The 18,821-nt window shown below is 60.6% G+C and carries 19 protein-coding genes and 1 pseudogene; 10 read left to right on the top strand and 10 right to left on the bottom strand.

Annotated elements, in window-relative coordinates; translation table 11 throughout:
* Window positions 1–65: 65 nt before the first annotated feature.
* Complete coding sequence (locus MJP36_RS03045; RefSeq protein WP_060753653.1) at window positions 66–419, bottom strand: RidA family protein; 354 nt, start codon at window positions 417–419, stop codon at window positions 66–68.
* Window positions 391–1,692, bottom strand: a complete 1,302-nt coding sequence (dadA, locus tag MJP36_RS03040) for a D-amino acid dehydrogenase (RefSeq protein WP_161548610.1) — start codon at window positions 1,690–1,692, stop codon at window positions 391–393. Before dadA ends, MJP36_RS03045 begins: the two co-directional genes overlap by 29 nt.
* 155 nt (window positions 1,693–1,847) lie before the next feature.
* Between dadA and MJP36_RS03035 the strand changes: the two genes are divergently transcribed.
* Window positions 1,848–2,336, top strand: a complete 489-nt coding sequence (locus tag MJP36_RS03035) for an Lrp/AsnC ligand binding domain-containing protein (protein ID WP_003176896.1) — start codon at window positions 1,848–1,850, stop codon at window positions 2,334–2,336.
* Between the two features lie 130 nt (window positions 2,337–2,466).
* On the opposite strand, the gene MJP36_RS03030 is transcribed toward MJP36_RS03035, so the two are convergent.
* On the bottom strand, window positions 2,467–2,820 hold the full coding sequence (locus MJP36_RS03030; RefSeq protein WP_017135860.1) for a YkgJ family cysteine cluster protein: 354 nt from the start codon (window positions 2,818–2,820) through the stop codon (window positions 2,467–2,469).
* Between the two features lie 114 nt (window positions 2,821–2,934).
* Between MJP36_RS03030 and MJP36_RS03025 the strand changes: the two genes are divergently transcribed.
* A complete protein-coding gene (locus tag MJP36_RS03025; protein WP_060753655.1) occupies window positions 2,935–4,227 on the top strand; it encodes an NAD(P)/FAD-dependent oxidoreductase in 1,293 nt (430 codons plus the stop codon).
* A gap of 1 nt (window position 4,228) precedes the next feature.
* On the opposite strand, the gene MJP36_RS03020 is transcribed toward MJP36_RS03025, so the two are convergent.
* On the bottom strand, window positions 4,229–4,453 hold the full coding sequence (locus tag MJP36_RS03020) for a DUF1127 domain-containing protein (RefSeq protein ID WP_244384865.1): 225 nt from the start codon (window positions 4,451–4,453) through the stop codon (window positions 4,229–4,231).
* A 166-nt stretch (window positions 4,454–4,619) separates the two neighbouring features.
* On the opposite strand from MJP36_RS03020, the gene MJP36_RS03015 reads away from it, so the two are divergent.
* Together MJP36_RS03015 and MJP36_RS03010 are read left to right on the top strand one after the other, a co-directional pair.
* Complete coding sequence (locus MJP36_RS03015; protein ID WP_244384864.1) at window positions 4,620–6,044, top strand: aminotransferase-like domain-containing protein; 1,425 nt, start codon at window positions 4,620–4,622, stop codon at window positions 6,042–6,044.
* A gap of 62 nt (window positions 6,045–6,106) precedes the next feature.
* A complete protein-coding gene (locus MJP36_RS03010) occupies window positions 6,107–7,675 on the top strand; it encodes a phospholipase D family protein (RefSeq protein ID WP_161548609.1) in 1,569 nt (522 codons plus the stop codon).
* A 99-nt stretch (window positions 7,676–7,774) separates the two neighbouring features.
* On the opposite strand, the gene MJP36_RS03005 is transcribed toward MJP36_RS03010, so the two are convergent.
* Window positions 7,775–8,917: an MFS transporter gene (locus MJP36_RS03005; RefSeq protein WP_244384863.1), complete on the bottom strand. Its 1,143-nt coding sequence runs from the start codon at window positions 8,915–8,917 to the stop codon at window positions 7,775–7,777.
* 150 nt (window positions 8,918–9,067) lie between these two features.
* Window positions 9,068–10,561 (bottom strand): aldehyde dehydrogenase, encoded by a 1,494-nt coding sequence (locus MJP36_RS03000; protein ID WP_060753659.1) that lies wholly within the window; start codon window positions 10,559–10,561, stop codon window positions 9,068–9,070.
* Window positions 10,562–10,791: 230 nt separating this feature from the next.
* Here MJP36_RS03000 and MJP36_RS02995 point away from each other — a divergent pair, with 230 nt between their 5' ends.
* Window positions 10,792–11,154 carry a cupin domain-containing protein gene (locus MJP36_RS02995; protein WP_060753660.1) on the top strand — a complete coding sequence of 121 codons (363 nt, stop codon included), beginning with the start codon at window positions 10,792–10,794 and terminating at the stop codon, window positions 11,152–11,154.
* A gap of 71 nt (window positions 11,155–11,225) precedes the next feature.
* Here MJP36_RS02995 and rpmG read toward each other — a convergent pair whose 3' ends face one another.
* Together rpmG and rpmB are read right to left on the bottom strand one after the other, a co-directional pair.
* Window positions 11,226–11,381, bottom strand: a complete 156-nt coding sequence (gene rpmG, locus MJP36_RS02990; protein ID WP_003176906.1) for a 50S ribosomal protein L33 — start codon at window positions 11,379–11,381, stop codon at window positions 11,226–11,228.
* A gap of 11 nt (window positions 11,382–11,392) precedes the next feature.
* Window positions 11,393–11,626 carry a 50S ribosomal protein L28 gene (gene rpmB, locus MJP36_RS02985; RefSeq protein WP_010207494.1) on the bottom strand — a complete coding sequence of 78 codons (234 nt, stop codon included), beginning with the start codon at window positions 11,624–11,626 and terminating at the stop codon, window positions 11,393–11,395.
* A 459-nt stretch (window positions 11,627–12,085) separates the two neighbouring features.
* On the opposite strand from rpmB, the gene MJP36_RS02980 reads away from it, so the two are divergent.
* Window positions 12,086–13,678 (top strand): ABC transporter substrate-binding protein, encoded by a 1,593-nt coding sequence (locus MJP36_RS02980; protein WP_244384862.1) that lies wholly within the window; start codon window positions 12,086–12,088, stop codon window positions 13,676–13,678.
* A gap of 28 nt (window positions 13,679–13,706) precedes the next feature.
* Here MJP36_RS02980 and radC read toward each other — a convergent pair whose 3' ends face one another.
* The gene (radC, locus tag MJP36_RS02975; protein ID WP_060753662.1) at window positions 13,707–14,381 is read right to left on the bottom strand and encodes a RadC family protein; all 675 of its coding nucleotides are present in this window, start codon (window positions 14,379–14,381) and stop codon (window positions 13,707–13,709) included.
* A gap of 157 nt (window positions 14,382–14,538) precedes the next feature.
* Between radC and coaBC the strand changes: the two genes are divergently transcribed.
* On the top strand, window positions 14,539–15,747 hold the full coding sequence (gene coaBC / locus MJP36_RS02970; protein WP_060753663.1) for a bifunctional phosphopantothenoylcysteine decarboxylase/phosphopantothenate--cysteine ligase CoaBC: 1,209 nt from the start codon (window positions 14,539–14,541) through the stop codon (window positions 15,745–15,747).
* 5 nt (window positions 15,748–15,752) lie between these two features.
* Window positions 15,753–16,208 carry a dUTP diphosphatase gene (gene dut, locus MJP36_RS02965; RefSeq protein WP_016975923.1) on the top strand — a complete coding sequence of 152 codons (456 nt, stop codon included), beginning with the start codon at window positions 15,753–15,755 and terminating at the stop codon, window positions 16,206–16,208.
* Here the strand turns inward: dut and MJP36_RS02960 are convergent, their stop codons facing one another.
* On the bottom strand, window positions 16,209–16,430 hold the full coding sequence (locus tag MJP36_RS02960; protein ID WP_158510683.1) for a hypothetical protein: 222 nt from the start codon (window positions 16,428–16,430) through the stop codon (window positions 16,209–16,211).
* 18 nt (window positions 16,431–16,448) lie between these two features.
* Between MJP36_RS02960 and MJP36_RS02955 the strand changes: the two are divergent.
* Window positions 16,449–17,866 (top strand): annotated as a pseudogene (locus MJP36_RS02955) (phosphomannomutase/phosphoglucomutase); the annotation flags it as partial.
* Window positions 17,867–17,885: 19 nt separating this feature from the next.
* On the top strand, window positions 17,886–18,791 hold the full coding sequence (argB, locus tag MJP36_RS02950; RefSeq protein WP_060753665.1) for an acetylglutamate kinase: 906 nt from the start codon (window positions 17,886–17,888) through the stop codon (window positions 18,789–18,791).
* The last annotated feature ends 30 nt before the right edge of the window (window positions 18,792–18,821 follow it).

Genomic DNA, 18,821 nt, shown 5'->3' with positions numbered 1-18,821 from the left:
TAGGCGGCAAAGTGAAGAAAAACCGGTACCGACCCATAACGTCGGCACCGGGGAGGAATCCGGGTTTAAGGCAGCGCGGCCACGACGGACAGCTCTACCAGAATTTGCGGCTCGCACAGTTTGGCTTCAACCGTGGCACGCGCCGGAGCGACGCCTTTGGGCAGCCATTTGTCCCATACCGCGTTCATACCGGCGAAATCGGCGTCGATGTCTTTCAAGTAGATCGTCACCGACAGCAGTCTGGTTTTGTCGGTGCCGGCCAGGTCGAGCAAGCGCTCGATATTGGCCAGGGTTTCACGGGTCTGCTGTTCAATCCCGGCACTCATGTCGTCGCCGACTTGACCGGCCAGATACACGGTACCGCTGTGAACGACGATCTGGCTCATGCGCTCATTGGTGAGCTGGCGCTGGATTGACATGTTTTGCGGACTCCTGGTGGTTGCCATAACGGGAAATATCGAGACCTTCGGCACTGATCTGCGGGGTTTTCTTGGCCATCAGGTCGGCCAACAAACGACCGGAGCCGCAGGCCATGGTCCAGCCGAGCGTGCCATGGCCGGTGTTCAGGAACAGGTTCTTGAACGGGGTTGCACCGACAATCGGTGTACCGTCGGGGGTGGTCGGGCGCAGGCCGGTCCAGAACGTGGCTTCGGCCAAATTGCCGCCCTGAGGATAAAGGTCGTTGACGATCATCTCCAGGGTTTCCCGCCGACGCGGGTTGAGCGACAGGTCAAAACCGGCTATTTCAGCCATGCCGCCGACCCGGATGCGGTTGTCGAAACGGGTGATGGCGACCTTGTAGGTCTCGTCGAGAATGGTCGACGTCGGCGCCATCGCCGGGTTGGTGATCGGTACGGTCAACGAGTAACCCTTGAGCGGGTATACCGGCGCCTTGATCCCCAGGGGCTTGAGCAATTTCGGCGAGTAGCTGCCCAGGGCCAGCACGTAGCGGTCGGCAACTTCCAGCTTGCCGTCGACCCACACGCCATTGATGCGGTCGCCGGCATAATCCAGGCGCTGGATGTCTTGTCCGAAACGGAACTCGACGCCCAGTTGCTTGCACATTTCGACCAAACGCGTGGTGAACATCTGGCAATCACCGGTCTGGTCGTTGGGCAGGCGCAGGGCGCCGGCTAAAATATCCGTAACACTGGCCAACGCCGGCTCCACGCGGGCAATTCCAGCGCGATCAAGCAGCTCGAACGGCACGCCAGACTCTTCCAGCACGGCAATATCCTTGGCGGCGCCATCGAGCTGGGCCTGGGTACGGAACAGTTGGGTTGTGCCCAGGCTGCGGCCCTCGTAGGCAATGCCGGTCTCGGCGCGCAACTCATCGAGGCAGTCGCGGCTGTACTCGGACAGGCGGACCATGCGCTCCTTGTTCACCGCATAACGGCTGGCGGTGCAGTTGCGCAGCATCTGCGCCATCCACAGGTATTGATCGATATCGGCGGTGGCTTTGATCGCCAGCGGTGCATGACGCTGCAACAGCCACTTGATGGCCTTGAGCGGCACGCCCGGCGCGGCCCAGGGCGAGGCATAACCAGGGGAAACCTGGCCTGCGTTGGCGAAACTGGTTTCCATGGCAGCGGCAGGCTGACGGTCGACCACCACGACTTCAAAGCCGGCCCGAGCCAAATAGTAGGCACTGGTCACGCCAATGACGCCGCTACCCAAGACCAGAACGCGCATTTTTATATCCTCATCACGGCCTGGCCGCTGACGTGTGTTGTTCGAGCAATGATGCGCGCAGTATAAAAAGCAATCGCCAGTGCATTTCACTATATAACTGCCTATATTTGGCGACAATTCTCGGCAGTAACCCTTTTCACAGAGGCGTATCCCCTATGCGTACCAACACTCAGACCAAGCGGGAGCTGGATAAGATCGACCGCAATATCCTGCGCATCCTGCAAACCGACGGACGCATTTCATTCACGGAGCTTGGCGAAAAGGTGGGGCTGTCGACCACGCCATGCACCGAGCGCGTGCGTCGGCTGGAGCGCGAAGGGATCATCATGGGCTACAACGCGCGGCTGAACCCGCAGCACTTGAAGGGTAGCTTGCTGGTATTTGTCGAGATCAGCCTCGATTACAAGTCCGGCGACACCTTTGAAGAATTCCGCCGCGCCGTACTGAAACTGCCCCATGTGCTGGAGTGCCACCTGGTGTCGGGGGACTTTGACTACCTGGTGAAAGCGCGGATTTCGGAGATGGCCTCCTACCGCAAATTGCTTGGCGATATCCTGCTCAAGCTGCCCCATGTGCGGGAGTCCAAGAGTTATATCGTGATGGAAGAAGTCAAAGAGAGCCTGAACCTGCCGATCCCGGATTGACTGGCCCACCCGGATCAACTGTGGGAGGGGGCTTGCCCCCGATAGCGGTGGATCACTCAGCACTTCTGCTGCCTGACACACTGCAATCGGGAGCACGTCCCCTCCCACATTTTTTGACTGCCTATATCCGTCAGACCAGTACCTGCCGCGTACTCGCCATGTATTCGTGGATCTGCTTCTCCACCCGTGGGTGAATCAGCTCCACCGGGCGCCGCCCATTGGGGCACGGCAAGGTCTTGGTGGTACCGAACAACCGACAGATCAACGGGCGTTCGTCATACACCGTGCAACCGTTGGGGCCCAGGTGCACGCAGTTCAGCTCGTCCATGGCCGCCTCCTGTTCGGCGGCAGTCTTGCGTGGCAGGCGCGACATTTCTTCAGGTGACGTGGTCACTGGCCCACAGCAGTCGTGGCAACCGGGAACGCACTCGAACGAGGGAATCTGTCGGCGCAGCGCGCTGATTTTCTGACTGTTGCAACTCATCAACACAGTTACCGAACGGCGAATAGGCATGAATTCTGACGCAAAACGCCCTGCGCAGACAGCTTCATCCGACCGCTGTATCCTGCGTCAAATTTTCCAAACAGGGATGCGCCCATGACTGCCAGCGCCCGGCACACCACGTCTTACTACGCTGCCAGCAGCGTTCTGCAACCCGACTACCCGGCGCTGGCCGGTGAAATGCGTGCGGATGTGTGCGTGATCGGCGGTGGTTATTCCGGGCTCAATACCGCGCTGGAACTGGCCGAGCGCGGCTTCAGCGTAGTGCTGCTGGAAGCCCGCAAGATCGGTTGGGGCGCCAGCGGGCGTAACGGCGGCCAGTTGATTCGGGGCGTCGGCCACGGCCTGGACCAGTTCGCCAACGTTATCGGCACCGACGGCGTGCGCCAGATGAAGTTGATGGGCCTGGAGGCGGTGCAAATCGTGCGCGAGCGCATCGAGCGCTATCAGATCCCCTGTGACCTGACCTGGGGTTATTGCGACCTGGCGAACAAACCTCAGCACCTGCAGGGCCTGGCAGAAGACGCCGAAGAACTGCGCAGCCTCGGCTACCGGCATGAAGTGCGCCTGCTGCAAGCCAGCGAAATGAGCAGCGTGATCGGCTCCGAGCGTTATGCCGGCGGCATGATCGACATGGGCTCCGGCCACCTGCACCCGCTGAACCTGGCCCTCGGCGAGGCCGCCGTTGCGCAGCAATTGGGGGTGAAGCTGTTCGAACAATCGGCCGTCACACGCATCGACTATGGCCCTGAGGTCAACGTACACACGGCTCAAGGCAACGTACGCGCCAAGACGCTGGTGCTGGCCTGCAACGCTTATCTCAATGGCCTGAACCCGCAGTTGAGCGGCAAAGTGCTGCCCGCCGGCAGCTACATCATCGCCACCGAGCCGTTGAGCGAAGCCCAGGCCGCCAACCTGCTGCCGCAGAACATGGCGGTGTGTGACCAACGGGTGACGGTGGATTACTTCCGCCTGTCCGCCGACCGCCGCCTGCTGTTCGGCGGTGCCTGCCATTACTCCGGCCGGGATCCCCAGGACATCGCTGCCTATATGCGACCGAAGATGCTCAAGGTGTTCCCACAATTGGCTGACGCAAAAATCGATTACCAGTGGGGCGGCATGATCGGCATCGGCGCCAACCGCCTGCCGCAGATCGGCCGGTTGGCGGAGCAACCCAATGTGTATTACGCCCAAGCCTATGCAGGCCACGGCCTCAATGCCACGCACCTGGCCGGCAAACTGCTGGCCGAAGCCATCAGCGGCCAGCAACAGGGCCGCTTCGACCTGTTCGCCCGAGTGCCGCACATCACCTTCCCCGGCGGCAAGCATTTGCGCTCGCCGCTGTTGGCACTGGGAATGCTCTGGCACCGTTTCAGGGAGTGGGTCTGATTCAGCCGCGCCAGAAGGGTTTCAAACCTTCCTCGCGGGCCTGCTCCGCGGTCAGCCCCACATCGCGCAATTGCTCCGGGGTAAGCGCCAGCAGAGCCTTGCGCGTGTGACGGCGGTGCCAGAACAGGTTCCAGCGGCAGCGGGTCAACATCGACAGCGTGCGTGCCTGCCCCGCTTCCAGTTCCTGACTGTGTAACACCAACCGCACATCGCTCATGCCTCTCATTTTGCTGCCCCTCATTTGCCTGTTGCCATGAGTGACTAGGATCACCGAGCAGACGAAACCATTACAGATTCAACTCAGTTTTATTAAATCCATACAGATACTGCCTTTAGTCCCTTGAATCCTGTATTTTCCTTGCATCTGTACTGGTCCCTCAGGAGCGGCCACCATGACCCTTTACGTCAACCTTGCCGAACTACTGGGCACGCGCATCGAACAAGGCTTCTATCGCCCCGGTGATCGCCTGCCCTCCGTGCGGGCGCTGAGTGTGGAACACGGGGTCAGCCTGAGTACCGTGCAACAGGCGTATCGCGTGCTGGAAGACAATGGCCTGGCAATGCCCAAGCCCAAGTCCGGCTACTTCGTGCCCGTCGGCCGCGAGCTGCCGGCCCTCCCCGAGGTGGGGCGCCCGGCCCAACGGCCGGTCGAGATTTCCCAGTGGGACCAGGTCCTGGAACTGATTCGTGCGGTGCCACGCAAAGATGTCATACAGATGGGCCGCGGTATGCCGGATGTATTGTCTCCCACCATCAAGCCTTTGCTGCGCAGCCTGGCCCGCGTGAGTCGTCGCCAGGATCTGCCTGGGCTGTATTACGACAACATCCTCGGCTGTATGGAGTTGCGTGAACAGATTGCCCGGCTGTCGCTGGATTCCGGCTGCCAACTCACCGCCGAAGATATCGTCATCACCACCGGCTGCCATGAGGCACTGTCGGCCAGCATCCATGCCATCTGCGAGCCGGGCGACATCGTTGCGGTGGACTCGCCGAGCTTCCACGGCGCCATGCAAACCCTCAAGGGCCTGGACATGAAAGCCCTGGAAATCCCCACCGACCCCATCACCGGCATCAGCCTGGAAGCCCTGGAGCTGGCGCTGGAGCAGTGGCCCATCAAGGTCATCCAGCTGACCCCCAACTGCAATAATCCGCTGGGCTACATCATGCCCGAGGCCCGCAAACGTGCGCTGCTGACGCTGGCCCAACGCTTTGATGTGGCGATCATCGAAGACGACGTATATGGCGACCTGGCCTACAGCTACCCACGCCCGCGCACCATCAAATCCTTCGACGAAGATGGCCGTGTCTTGCTCTGCAGCTCCTTTTCGAAAACCCTGGCACCGGGCCTGCGTATCGGCTGGGTGGCTCCGGGCCGGTATCTGGAGCGGGTGCTGCACATGAAATACATCAGCACCGGCTCCACGGCGACGCAGCCGCAGATTGCCATTGCCGAATTCCTCAAGAACGGTCATTTCGAACCGCATTTGCGGCGGATGCGCACCCAATACCAGCGCAATCGCGACCTGATCCTCGACTGGGTCAGCCGCTACTTCCCGGCCGGCACCCGCGCCAGCCGACCCCAGGGCAGCTTCATGCTGTGGGTCGAACTGCCGGAAGGTTTCGACACCCTCAAGCTCAATCGCGTGCTGATGGAACAAGGGGTACAGGTGGCTGTGGGCAGTATCTTTTCCGCATCGGGCAAATACCGGAACTGCCTGCGCATGAATTACTCTGCCAAGCCAACCCCGCAGATCGAAGAAGCGGTACGCAAGATCGGCGCAGCCGCGATCAAGTTACTGGCCGAGGCCGAAGACTGACCTTTCCTCAAAATTAACCGTCATATGCCCACAACCGCCCTGATCGGAATGCAGCGCCTTTGATGACTCGACGGCTTTTACCTTTTTTCCTGCTGGGCGCCCTAGCCCTGAGTGGCTGCGCCACGGTGGACGCCCCGCGCATTCCCAGCGACGCGCTGCCCGCCGCGCAATCGTCGTTCGGCCGCTCGATCCAGGCCCAGGCCGCGCCCTACCAGGGCCGCTCCGGCTTTCGCCTGCTCCCCAACAGCAGCGAAGCGTTCATGGCGCGCGCCGAACTGATCCGCAATGCCCAGAGCAGCCTCGACCTGCAGTACTACATCGTCCACGACGGCCTCAGCACGCGCATGCTGGTGGACGAACTGCTCAAGGCGGCGGATCGTGGCGTACGTATCCGCATTTTGCTGGATGACACCACCAGCGACGGTCTCGACCAGGTCATCGCCACCCTCGCCACCCACCCGCAGATCCAGATTCGCCTGTTCAACCCACTGCACCTCGGACGCAGCACCGGCGTGACGCGGGCCATGGGGCGCTTGTTCAACCTGTCGCTGCAACATCGGCGCATGCACAACAAACTGTGGCTGGCGGATAACAGCGTGGCCATCGTCGGCGGACGCAACCTGGGCGATGAGTACTTTGACGCCGAGCCGAACCTGAACTTCACCGATATCGACATGCTCAGCGTGGGGCCGGTGGCTGAGCAGCTCGGGCATAGCTTTGATCAGTACTGGAACAGCGCACTGAGCAAGCCCATCGACGACTTTGTCTCAAGCAGCCCGTCCAAAGACGACCTGACCGCAGCCCGCTTACGCCTGCAAGACTCGCTGGCCGAATACCGTCAGCAGCATCACGTCCTGTATAACCGGCTGCGTACTTACCAGACCCAACCGCGCATGGACATCTGGCGACGCGAGCTGATCTGGGCCTGGAACCAGGCGCTGTGGGACGCGCCGAGCAAGGTGCTGGCCAAAGCCGACCCGGACCCGCGCTTGCTGCTCACCACCCAACTGGCGCCGGAGCTGAACAGCGTCAGCCATGAACTGATGATGATCTCGGCGTATTTTGTGCCGGGGCAGCCCGGGCTGGTTTACCTGACCGGCCGCGCCGATGCCGGCGTGTCGGTGAGCCTGCTCACCAATTCCCTGGAAGCCACCGATGTACCGGCGGTCCATGGCGGCTACGCACCTTATCGCAAGGCGCTGCTCGAACATGGAGTGAAACTCTACGAGTTGCGCCGTCAGCCGGGCGCAGGCGGCAGCGGCAGTGGCGCGCACCTGTTTCGCCGGGGAGCTTTTCACGGCTCGGACTCCAGCCTGCACAGCAAAGCCATGATCTTCGACCGGGAAAAATCGTTTATCGGTTCGTTCAACTTCGACCCACGCTCGGTGCTGTGGAACACCGAAGTCGGCGTGCTGGTGGACAGTCCCGAGCTGGCGGAACACGTGCGCAACCTGGCGCTGGAAGGTATGTCACCGGCCTTGAGCTACCAGGCGAAATTGCAGGACGGCCAGCTGGTGTGGGTCACCGAGGACAACGGCCAGATGCACACGCTGACTCGCGAACCAGGCAACTGGTGGCGGCGGTTCAATGCCTGGTTCGCTACGAGTGTTGGGCTGGAGCGCATGCTTTAGGGTGGGAGGGGCTTGCTCCCGATAACGGTGGATCAGTCAGTGCATGGGTCACTGGTGGACCGCTATCGGGAGCAAGCCCCCTCCCACAGTTGATCGAATTCAGGCCGGTTGCGCGACGCCAAATGCGCCCTGGCGCAGTAACAACAGCACCAGGCCCAACGCGCCGGCGGCCATCAGCAATGGCAATGCATGCCCGCTGATCCACTGACCGCCCGCGCCAGCCACCAACGGACCGATCAGGCAACCGATGCCCCATAGCTGCGCCACATGGGCATTGGCGCGTACCAGCGCATCATCGCGGTAGCGCTCGCCGATCAGGATCAACGACAGCGTGAACAACCCGCCGGCACTGGCGCCGAAGATCACCCATACCGGCCAGATCAGCAAAGTGTGCATCAGCACCGGAATCGCCAGGCTTGAGGCCAGCAACAGCACCGCACAACTCAAGAACAACGTACGCCGCGGCAGGTAGTCGGCCAAGGCGCCGATCGGCAATTGCAACAGAGCATCACCGACCACCACGGTGCTGACCATCGCCAGGGCGATCTCGGCAGTGAAGCCTTGCTGCAGGCAATACACCGGCAGCAGCGTCAGAATCATCGCTTCGAACGCCGCAAATAACGCCACCGCCCACGCAATCGCCGGCAAGCTGCGACAGAAGCGCCACAGGTCGCCGAAAGTCACGCTGAAAGATTCGGCAGTGGGTGCGCCGGACCGCCCCAACAGCAGCAGCGGTGCAACCATCAACAGACCCACGCCAACCCAAAAGCCATAATCCTGATCGGTGCCCAGCAGGCCCAGCAGCAGCGGCCCCGAGAGTTGGCTCAAGGCATAGCTGCAGCCATACAGCGCCACCAGGCGGCCACGCCATTGCTCCACCACCAACTGGTTGATCCAGCTTTCACCGAGGATGAATACGATGGTCAGGATCACCCCGATCATCAGTCGCAGCACCAGCCAAACCGGGTAACTCGGCAGGATCGCCAGCAACCCTATGGAGACCGCCCCGGCCCACAGGCACAAGCGCATCAGGTTGGCGGTGCCCAACCAGGAAGCCATGCGGCTGGAAACCTTGGCGCCGAGCAGCACGCCAAAGGCCGGCATCGCGGCCATCACCCCAATGGCGAAGCTGCCGTAGCCCCAGCCCTCCAGGCGCAGCGATACCAGCGGCATGCTGACGCCCAAGGCCAGGCCGACACTCAGCACCGAAGCCAGCACGGCGAAATAAGTCGCCCAACGCATGTCCACGCTCCTGTGGGGAATTATCAAAACACACAAAATGAAAGTGGGAGGGGGCTTGCTCCCGATAGCAGAGTGCCAGTCACTGCATGGGGTGACTGATACACCGCTATCGGGGGCCAGCCCCCTCCCACATTAGACCTGCGGTGTTGCTTAGAGCTTGATCCAGGTGGCCTTAAGCTCGGTGTACTTGTCGAACGCATGCAGCGATTTGTCGCGACCGTTGCCCGACTGCTTGAAACCACCAAACGGTGCAGTCATGTCGCCACCGTCGTACTGGTTCACCCACACGCTACCGGCGCGCAAGGCCTTGGCAGTCAGGTGCGCCTTGGAGATATCAGCTGTCCATACGGCTGCGGCCAGGCCATAGACGGTATCGTTGGCAATCTTGACCGCTTCCTCGGCACTGTCGAAGGTGATCACCGACAGAACCGGGCCAAAGATCTCTTCCTGCGCGATCTTCATGGCATTGGTCACACCGTCGAAGATGGTCGGCTCGACATAAGTGCCGCCGGTTTCTTCCAGCGTACGCTTGCCACCGACCACCAGCTTGGCGCCGTCGGCATGACCAGCCTCGATGTAGGACAGCACGTTGTTCATCTGTTGGGTGTCCACCAGCGCGCCGACGTTGGTCGCCGGGTCCAGTGGGTTGCCCGGCTTCCAGCCTTTGAGGGCCTCGATCACCAGCGGCAGGAAGGTGTCCTTGATGGAACGTTCGACGAGCAGGCGCGAACCTGCGGTGCAGACTTCGCCCTGGTTGAAGGCAATCGCGCTGGCAGCGGATTCGGCAGCGGCCTGCAGGTCCGGCGCATCGGCAAACACGATGTTCGGGCTCTTGCCGCCCGCTTCCAGCCACACGCGCTTCATGTTCGACTCGCCGGAGCGGATCAACAGTTGCTTGGCGATCTTGGTGGAGCCGGTGAACACCAGCGTGTCGACGTCCATGTGCAGCGCCAGTGCGTTACCCACGGTGTGGCCGTAACCCGGCAGCACGTTAAACACACCTTTTGGAATACCGGCCTCAACGGCCAGGGCCGCGATGCGTATGGCCGTCAGCGGCGATTTTTCGGACGGCTTCAGGATCACCGAGTTACCGGTGGACAGGGCCGGGCCGAGCTTCCAGCAGGCCATCATCAAGGGGAAGTTCCACGGCACAATGGCACCTACGACGCCCACCGGCTCGCGGGTTACCAGACCCAGCTGATCGTGAGGGGTGGCAGCCACTTCGTCATAGATCTTGTCGATCGCTTCGCCGCTCCAGCTCAGGGCACCCGCCGCGCCGGGTACGTCGATATTCAAGGAGTCGCTGATCGGCTTACCCATGTCCAGGGTTTCAAGCAGTGCCAGCTCTTCGGCGTTGGCCTTGAGCAACGCGGCGAAACGCAGCATGGCGGACTTGCGCTTGGCCGGCGCCAGGCGCGACCAGACACCGGAATTGAACGTGGCACGGGCATTTTCCACGGCACGCTGGGCGTCAGCGGCGTCGCAGCTGGCAATGGTGGCCAGTACGCGGCCATCGACCGGGCTGATGCATTCGAAAGTCTCGCCGGAAGCAGCGGCGGTGTACTCGCCATTGATGTAGGCGCGGCCTTCGATCTTCAGCTCCTTGGCGCGTTGTTCCCAGTCGGCACGGGTCAGGGTGGTCATTCGAGTGTCCTCCTCTTATTGAATACAAGGCCCGGGTGATGTCCCACGGCAGCCTCAAAGAATTCTTGCCCGGCCAGCCTGCTGTTCGGCTCAAGGCAGCTGCCACCCTAAACCAGCGGCTGGGGATGTTTCAATATATTTGACACAACCCCGGCAAACGCCCTTGCGATGTTCATTTTAATAAACATAGACTTTGGTCTCTCCAACCCCAGGCCAGACGGGACACGCACATGAGCATCCAGGACATCGTCGACTTCAGCCAAGCCAACACCGCCCCCGAGCGCTACCGCCCTGCCGCCGAAAAAATCCTCAAGGGTGATCCCGAACAAACGCTCTACAACCACTACAACAGTCCGTGCGGACAGATGAGCGCCGGAGTGTGGGAAGGCGAGGTCGGGCACTGGAAGGTCAATTACACCGAACACGAGTACTGCGAGATTGTGCAGGGTGTTTCTGTATTGCGGGATGTCGACGGCAATGCCAAGACCTTGCGCGCCGGCGACCGCTTCGTGATCCCCGCAGGCTTCAGCGGCACCTGGGAAGTGCTGGAGGCGTGCCGCAAGATCTACGTGGTGTTCGAACAGAAAGCCTGAACCGCAAATTTCAGGCAAAAAAAAGCCCGGATCGTGAGATACGGGCTTTTTTTCACAATAAAGGCAACCAATTACTTGATTTTGCCTTCTTTGTAGATCACGTGCTTGCGAACGCGCGGGTCGAACATTTTCTTTTCGAGCTTGTCCGGGGTAGTACGCTTGTTCTTGTCGGTAGTGTAGAAGTGACCAGTACCGGCGCTAGAGATCATTCGAATCAATTCACGCATGATATAGCTCCTTAGATTGTGCCAGCGCGGCGCAATTCAGCCAGCACGACAGTGATGCCACGCTTGTCGATGATGCGCATGCCTTTGGCAGATACGCGCAGACGGACGAAACGTTTCTCTTCTTCAACCCAGAAGCGGTGATGCTGCAGGTTCGGCAGGAAACGACGACGGGTTTTGTTATTTGCGTGGGAAATGTTATTCCCAGTCACCGGACCCTTACCGGTAACTTGACAGACTCTCGACATGCCTCAGCCCTCTAAAACCACATGCCCAACCCGGCATGGGTTGGCCGCTTAATCTCTCAGTCATTTGGCGCCAGGCGCCGCGTTTCTTTAGGGTCTTACCGGCTACACCTACAAGCGAAGGAACCGGGCCCCTAGAAAAGAGCGCTGCTTTATACCAGAAAGACCCCGGTGCAACAACAGCCCGTGCGTTTTTACCGACTTAAATCTCGGCTTCGGACGCCTGAACCATTGCCAGCAGGGCCCGCTGAACAGCCGACCGCTCGTCGCACGGAATGATTTGCACAGCCTGCGCGCGCGGATGAAGCGCACAGCGAAATGCACCAGGCCGCCATCAAAACAGCATTTGAGGCAAAAGCACAGGCAAAAATGGGCTAGTCATTTATCCGGCAGACCACTACGGTAGGCTTTTTTCCAGACTGCACTCGCAGATGGGCCTTCGATCTGCACAGGAAACCGAATATGCGCCTCGCAGCCCTACCGCTACTGCTAGCCCCTCTATTTATCGCGCCGCTGGCCGTTGCCGCCACCAGCTTGAGTGTTTGCACCGAAGCCAGCCCAGAAGGGTTCGATGTGGTGCAATACAACTCGCTGACCACCACCAACGCCTCGGCCGACGTACTGATGAATCGCCTGGTGGATTACGACGTAGCCAGCGGCAAGCTGGTACCCAGCCTGGCAGACAGCTGGGAAGTGTCCCCGGACGGCCTGACGTATACCTTCAAGCTGCACCCGAATGTGAAGTTTCATCGCACTGAATATTTCACCCCAAGCCGCACCCTGACCGCCGAAGACGTGCGTTTCAGCTTCGAGCGCATGCTCGACCCAGCCAACCCATGGCACCAGATCGCCCAAAGCGGCTTCCCCCATGCGCAGTCGCTGCAACTGCCCACACTGGTCAAAAAAATCGACGCCCTTGACCCGCTCACCGTGCGTTTCACCCTCGATCACGCCGACTCCACTTTCCTCGCGGCGTTGAGCATGGGATTCGCATCGATCTATTCAGCGGAATATGCCGATAAACTGCTCAAGGCCGGCACACCGGACAAACTCAACAGCCAACCGACAGGGACTGGCCCGTTCGTGTTTGTGCGTTTTCAAAAAGATGCCGTGGTTCGCTACAAGGCCAACCCGGACTACTTCGCCGGCAAACCGGCTGTGGACAACCTGATCTTCGCCATCACCCCGGATGCCAATGTGCGCTTGCAGAAACTGCATCGCGACGAATGCCAGATCGCTCTTTCGCCCAAGCCATTGGACGTCGGCGAAGCCGAAAAGGACCCAGCGCTCAAGGTGGAAAAAACGGCCGCCTTCATGACGGCCTTCGTGGCCATCAATAGCCAGCACCCACCTCTGGACAAGCAGGAAGTGCGTCAGGCAATCAACCTCGCCTTCGATAAGGGCAGTTACCTCAAGGCCGTGTTCGAAGGGACCGCCGAAGCCGCCAATGGACCCTACCCGCCCAACACCTGGAGCTACGCCAAGGACTTGCCGGGTTACCCGCAGGACCTCGCCAAGGCCAAGACGCTTCTGGAGCGTGCCGGGCTCAAGGACGGCTTCAAGACCACCATTTGGACGCGTCCCACGGGCAGCCTGCTGAACCCCAACCCAAACCTCGGCGCGCAGCTGCTGCAAGCGGACCTGGCCAAGGTAGGCATCCAGGCCGAGATCCGAGTGATCGAGTGGGGTGAGCTGATTCGCCGTGCCAAGGCGGGCGAGCATGACCTGCTATTCATGGGGTGGGCTGGCGACAACGGCGACCCGGATAACTTCCTGACCCCGCAATTCTCGTGTGCCGCGGTGAAATCCGGGACGAATTTCGCCCGCTACTGCGACCCGACGCTGGACAAACTGATCAGCGCCGGCAAGACCACCAGCGAGCAAGGCGTGCGCAGCAAGCTGTATCAACAGGCCCAGGCGCAGATCCAGCAACAGGCGCTGTGGCTGCCGTTGGCGCATCCGACGGCGTTTGCCCTCACACGCAAGAATGTCGAGGGGTATCAGGTGAGCCCGTTTGGACGCCAGGATTTTTCCAAGGTCAGCGTCAAGCCCTGAAAACCAGGCCCGCCCCACCGGGGCGGGCTTACATCCACCCATATTCCGCCATCGATAACGGATCTCCATCCCCCACGATGATGTGATCCAGCACCCGTACATCCACCAACTCCAGCGTCTTCTGCAGCAACTTGGTCAATTTCCGATCAGCTGCGCTCGGCTCAAGACTTCCAGAGGGGTGGTTGTGGCACAGGATCAAGGCTGCTGCGTTGTACGACAGCGCACGCTTGACCACTTGCCGGGGGTAGACTATCGCCGCATCGATGGTGCCTTGGGACAACACCTCAAACCCCAGAACCCGGTGTTTCGAGTCGAGAAACAGGCAGCCGAAGGTTTCGTGGGATTCATGGCGCAACAATGCCTTGAGGTATTCGCGCACGGCCACCGGGCTTTCCAGTACGGAGTCCGTGCGCAGCCGTTCGGCCAGGTGACGCCGGGACATTTCCAATACCGCCTGCAACTGCGCGAACTTCGCCGGCCCCAGCCCCAAATGCTGGCTGAACAGTGTCTGGCTGGCCTCCAGAAGCTGACGAAGCCCACCAAATTGCACCAACAGATGTCGCGCCAGGTCGACCGCGCTTCTGCCGGAAACCCCAGTGCGCAGGAAAATTGCCAGCAACTCGGCATCGGACAGGCTTGCCGCACCCCACTCCAGAAGTTTCTCCCGCGGACGTTCCGCCACGGGCCAATCACGAATACTCATCCCACCTCCCTCTCCATACGCCCCATGGCATGTGCGTCGCTGTTGCCTGGCGGACGCTGTGTTATCGTAGGCCCTCTTTTTTGCGTGCGATTTCACCTGGGGAGGGGGCATCGCAGGCGTCACTGAACTGGCAACACTGAACTGGAAAGGCAAACCAATGCAGCGTCTGTATCGGAAACGCATCGTTCTCGGCGTCGGCGGCGGCATTGCCGCCTATAAGAGCGCAGAGCTGGTTCGCAGGCTCCTGGACCAAGGCGCCGAAGTACGGGTGGTCATGACCCGCGGCGGCAGTGAGTTCATCACCCCGCTGACCATGCAGGCCCTGTCCGGCCACCCGGTTCACCTGGACTTGCTCGACCCGGCGGCAGAGGCCGCCATGGGCCATATCGAACTGGCCAAATGGGCCGACCTGGTACTGATCGCCCCGGCCACCGCCGACCTGATCGCCCGCCTGGCCCAAGGTATCGCCGATGACCTGCTGACCACGCTGGTACTGGCTACCGACGCCACCGTTGCCATTGCACCGGCCATGAACCAGGCCATGTGGCGCGACCCGGCCACCCAGGCCAACACCCAGCTCCTGCAAAGCCGTGGCCTCAAGGTATTCGGCCCGGCATCCGGCAGCCAGGCCTGCGGCGACGTCGGCATGGGCCGCATGCTCGAAGCCACGGACCTGGCACTGTGTGCCGCAGAGTGCTTCCAGCACCTGGCCCTGACCGGCAAGCACGTATTGATTACTGCCGGCCCCACTCAGGAAAACATCGACCCGGTGCGCTACATTACCAACCATAGCTCAGGAAAAATGGGCTTTGCCTTGGCAGAGGCCGCGGTTGAGGCAGGCGCACGCGTCACCCTGATCACCGGCCCGGTTCATTTGCCGACCCCTGATCGCGTCACGCGAATCGACGTAGTGAGCGCCCGCGACATGCTGGCGGCTTGCGAAGCAGCCATTCCGTGCGACCTGTTTATCGCCTCGGCAGCGGTAGCGGATTACCGCCCGGAAGTCGTAGCCCCGCAAAAGCTCAAGAAAGACCCTACAAACGGTGACGGCCTGCTCCTGCAAATGGTGCGCAACCCGGACATTCTTGCCAGCATCGCAACGCGCCCGGATCGCCCCTTCAGCGTCGGCTTTGCAGCCGAGACCGAGCATCTGCTGGACTATGCCGCACGTAAATTGAAAGACAAAAACCTCGACCTGATCGTTGCCAATGATGTCGCCAACCCGAGCATCGGCTTCAACAGCGAGGAAAATGCCTGCAGCGTGATCGACCGCGAACTGCACGCCACCCTTTTCGCCCAGACCAGCAAGGGCAAGATTGCCCGCCAACTGATCTCCTTTATCGCCCAACGGCTGAACCAGGTTTAATTTCCATGCACGCTTTGCAAGCCAAGATCCTCGACCCACGCATCGGCAACGAATTCCCACTGCCGGCCTACGCCACACCGGGCTCCGCCGGGCTGGACCTGCGCGCCATGCTCAAAGAGGACACGGTCCTCGAACCAGGCCAGACGATCCTGATCCCCACTGGGCTATCGATCTATGTGGGTGACCCAGGCCTGGCGGCATTGATCCTGCCGCGTTCCGGCCTGGGCCACAAACACGGGATTGTGCTGGGCAACCTCGTGGGCCTGATCGACTCTGACTATCAGGGCGAACTGATGGTGTCCTGCTGGAACCGTGGCCAGACGGCCTTCAACATTGCCGTCGGCGAACGCATCGCCCAGTTGGTATTGGTACCGGTGGTACAGGCGCACTTCGAACTGGTACAGGAGTTCGACGAAACCCAGCGCGGCGCAGGTGGTTTTGGGCATTCCGGCAGCCACTGACTAAGCTGAATCAGGCCGGATGCTGCTGTCCGGCCTGATACCACCGCACGGCTTTTCAGGATGAAGAATGCGCGGATTTAACCAGCGATATTTCCCTAAAGAAATCAATGGATTACGCGACTGCCATAGCAAAGCCAGCACGCCGATGGCATTTTTGCACCACGAACTCTCTGCCGAAAACGTCGTCTTACCCTTCAGTTTGAGCCTGCCGGTCAGCCACATTAAGGCCAGCTTTGCCCCCTTCAGATGGAGTTCCCCCCCGCGATGAGTACCGCAGCCCGAGTAGCCCCGACCTTCCCCGACAGCATCTTCCGCGCCTACGACATCCGTGGCGTGGTGCCCAAGACCCTGACCGCTGAAACCGCTTACTGGATTGGCCGCGCCATCGGCTCCCAAAGCCTGGCGCAGAATGAGCCCAACGTTTCGGTCGGCCGTGACGGTCGCCTGTCCGGCCCGGAGTTGGTGGAACAACTGATCCAGGGCCTGGCCGATAGCGGTTGCCATGTGACGTCGGCCTGGTGCCGACGCCGGCGCTGTACTACGCAGCCAATGTGCTGGCAGGCAAGTCCGGGGTGATGCTCACCGGCAGTCATAATCCGTCGGACTACAACGGCTTCAAGATCGTCATCGCGGGCGACACCCTGGCCAATGAACAGATCCAGGCCCTGCACCACCGCCTGAAAACCAACGACCTGACCAGCGGCAAGGGCAGCATCACCAAAGTCGACATCCTGCAGCGCTACTCTGACGAAATCACCCGCGACGTCAAACTCGCACGCCGCCTGAAAGTGGTGGTGGACTGTGGCAACGGCGCGGCCGGCGTAATTGCGCCGCAACTGCTCGAAGCCCTGAACTGTGAAGTCATCCCGCTGTTCTGCGAAGTCGACGGCAACTTCCCCAACCACCACCCGGACCCAGGCAAGCCTGAAAACCTGGTGGACCTGATCGCCAAGGTCAAGGAAGTGGGCGCCGATGTGGGGCTGGCCTTCGACGGCGACGGCGACCGCGTGGGCGTGGTGACTGAAACCGGTGAGATCGTGTTCCCGGATCGCCTGCTGATGCTTTTCGCCCGTGATGTGGTGGCCCGCAATCCCAACGCCGAGATCATCTTCGACGTGAAATGCACCCGCCGCCTCACCCCGCTGATCAAGGAGTACGGCGGTCGCCCGCTAATGTGGAAGACCGGTCACTCGTTGATCAAAAAGAAAATGAAGGAAACCGGTGCGTTATTGGCCGGCGAAATGAGCGGCCACGTGTTCTTCAAGGAGCGTTGGTTCGGGTTTGACGACGGTATTTACAGCGCCGCCCGCCTGCTGGAGATCCTCAGCAAGGAAAAATCCTCCGCCGAAGAACTGTTTCAGACCTTCCCGAATGATATTTCTACTCCAGAGATCAATATCCATGTGACCGAGGAGAGCAAATTCAGCATCATTGATGCACTGCACGATGCACAATGGGGTGAAGGCGCCAACCTGACCATCATTGATGGTGTGCGAGTCGATTACGCCAAAGGCTGGGGCCTGGTTCGCGCATCCAACACCACACCGGTGCTGGTGCTGCGTTTCGAGGCGGATACCGAGGCTGAGTTGCAGCGCATCAAGGACGTGTTCCACGCCCAGTTGAAACGTGTTGCCCCTGATCTCCAATTACCGTTCTGATTTTTTACCGGAGCCCTGAATGACCCTCGAACGCGAAGCCGCCGCCAACACCGCCAAGGTCCTGTCCGAAGCGTTGCCTTATATCCGACGCTACGTCGGCAAGACGCTGGTGATCAAGTACGGCGGCAATGCCATGGAAAGCGATGAGCTCAAGACCGGCTTTGCCCGCGATATCGTGATGATGAAGGCGGTGGGCATCAACCCGGTGGTGGTTCACGGTGGCGGCCCGCAAATCGGCGACCTGCTCAAGCGCTTGTCGATCGAGAGTCACTTCATCGATGGTATGCGTGTGACTGACGCACAGACTATGGACGTGGTGGAGATGGTCCTCGGCGGCCAGGTAAACAAAGACATCGTCAACCTGATCAACCGCCATGGCGGCAGCGCCATCGGCCTGACCGGTAAGGACGCCGAACTGATCCGTGCGAAAAAACTGACGGTGACCCGTCAGACGCCGGAAATGACCCAGCCGGAAATCATCGATATCGGCCAGGTGGGCGAAGTGGTTGGCGTGAATACCGACCTGCTGAACCTGCTGGTCAAGGGTGATTTCATTCCGGTAATCGCACCAATCGGCGTAGGTGCCAACGGTGAGTCCTACAACATCAACGCCGACCTTGTGGCGGGCAAGGTGGCTGAAGCGCTGAAAGCTGAAAAGCTCATGCTGCTGACCAACATTGCCGGCCTGATGGACAAGCAAGGCAAGGTCCTCACCGGCCTGACCACCCAACAAGTGGACGACCTGATCGCCGACGGCACCATCTATGGCGGCATGCTGCCAAAGATCCGTTGCGCGCTGGAAGCGGTGCAAGGCGGCGTCGGCAGCTCGTTGATCATTGATGGGCGTGTACCGAACGCGGTACTGCTGGAAATCTTCACGGATACCGGCATGGGTACGTTGATCAGTAACCGCAAGCGTCCTTGATCAATAGGCACTAAAAAGCCCCACCTCCTG

The sequence above is a fragment of the Pseudomonas palleroniana genome (assembly GCF_022836895.1).
GTDB lineage: Bacteria > Pseudomonadota > Gammaproteobacteria > Pseudomonadales > Pseudomonadaceae > Aquipseudomonas > Aquipseudomonas palleroniana.
Note: the sequence above shows the minus strand (reverse complement) of the source record. Positions and strands in the feature narration are given on the sequence as shown.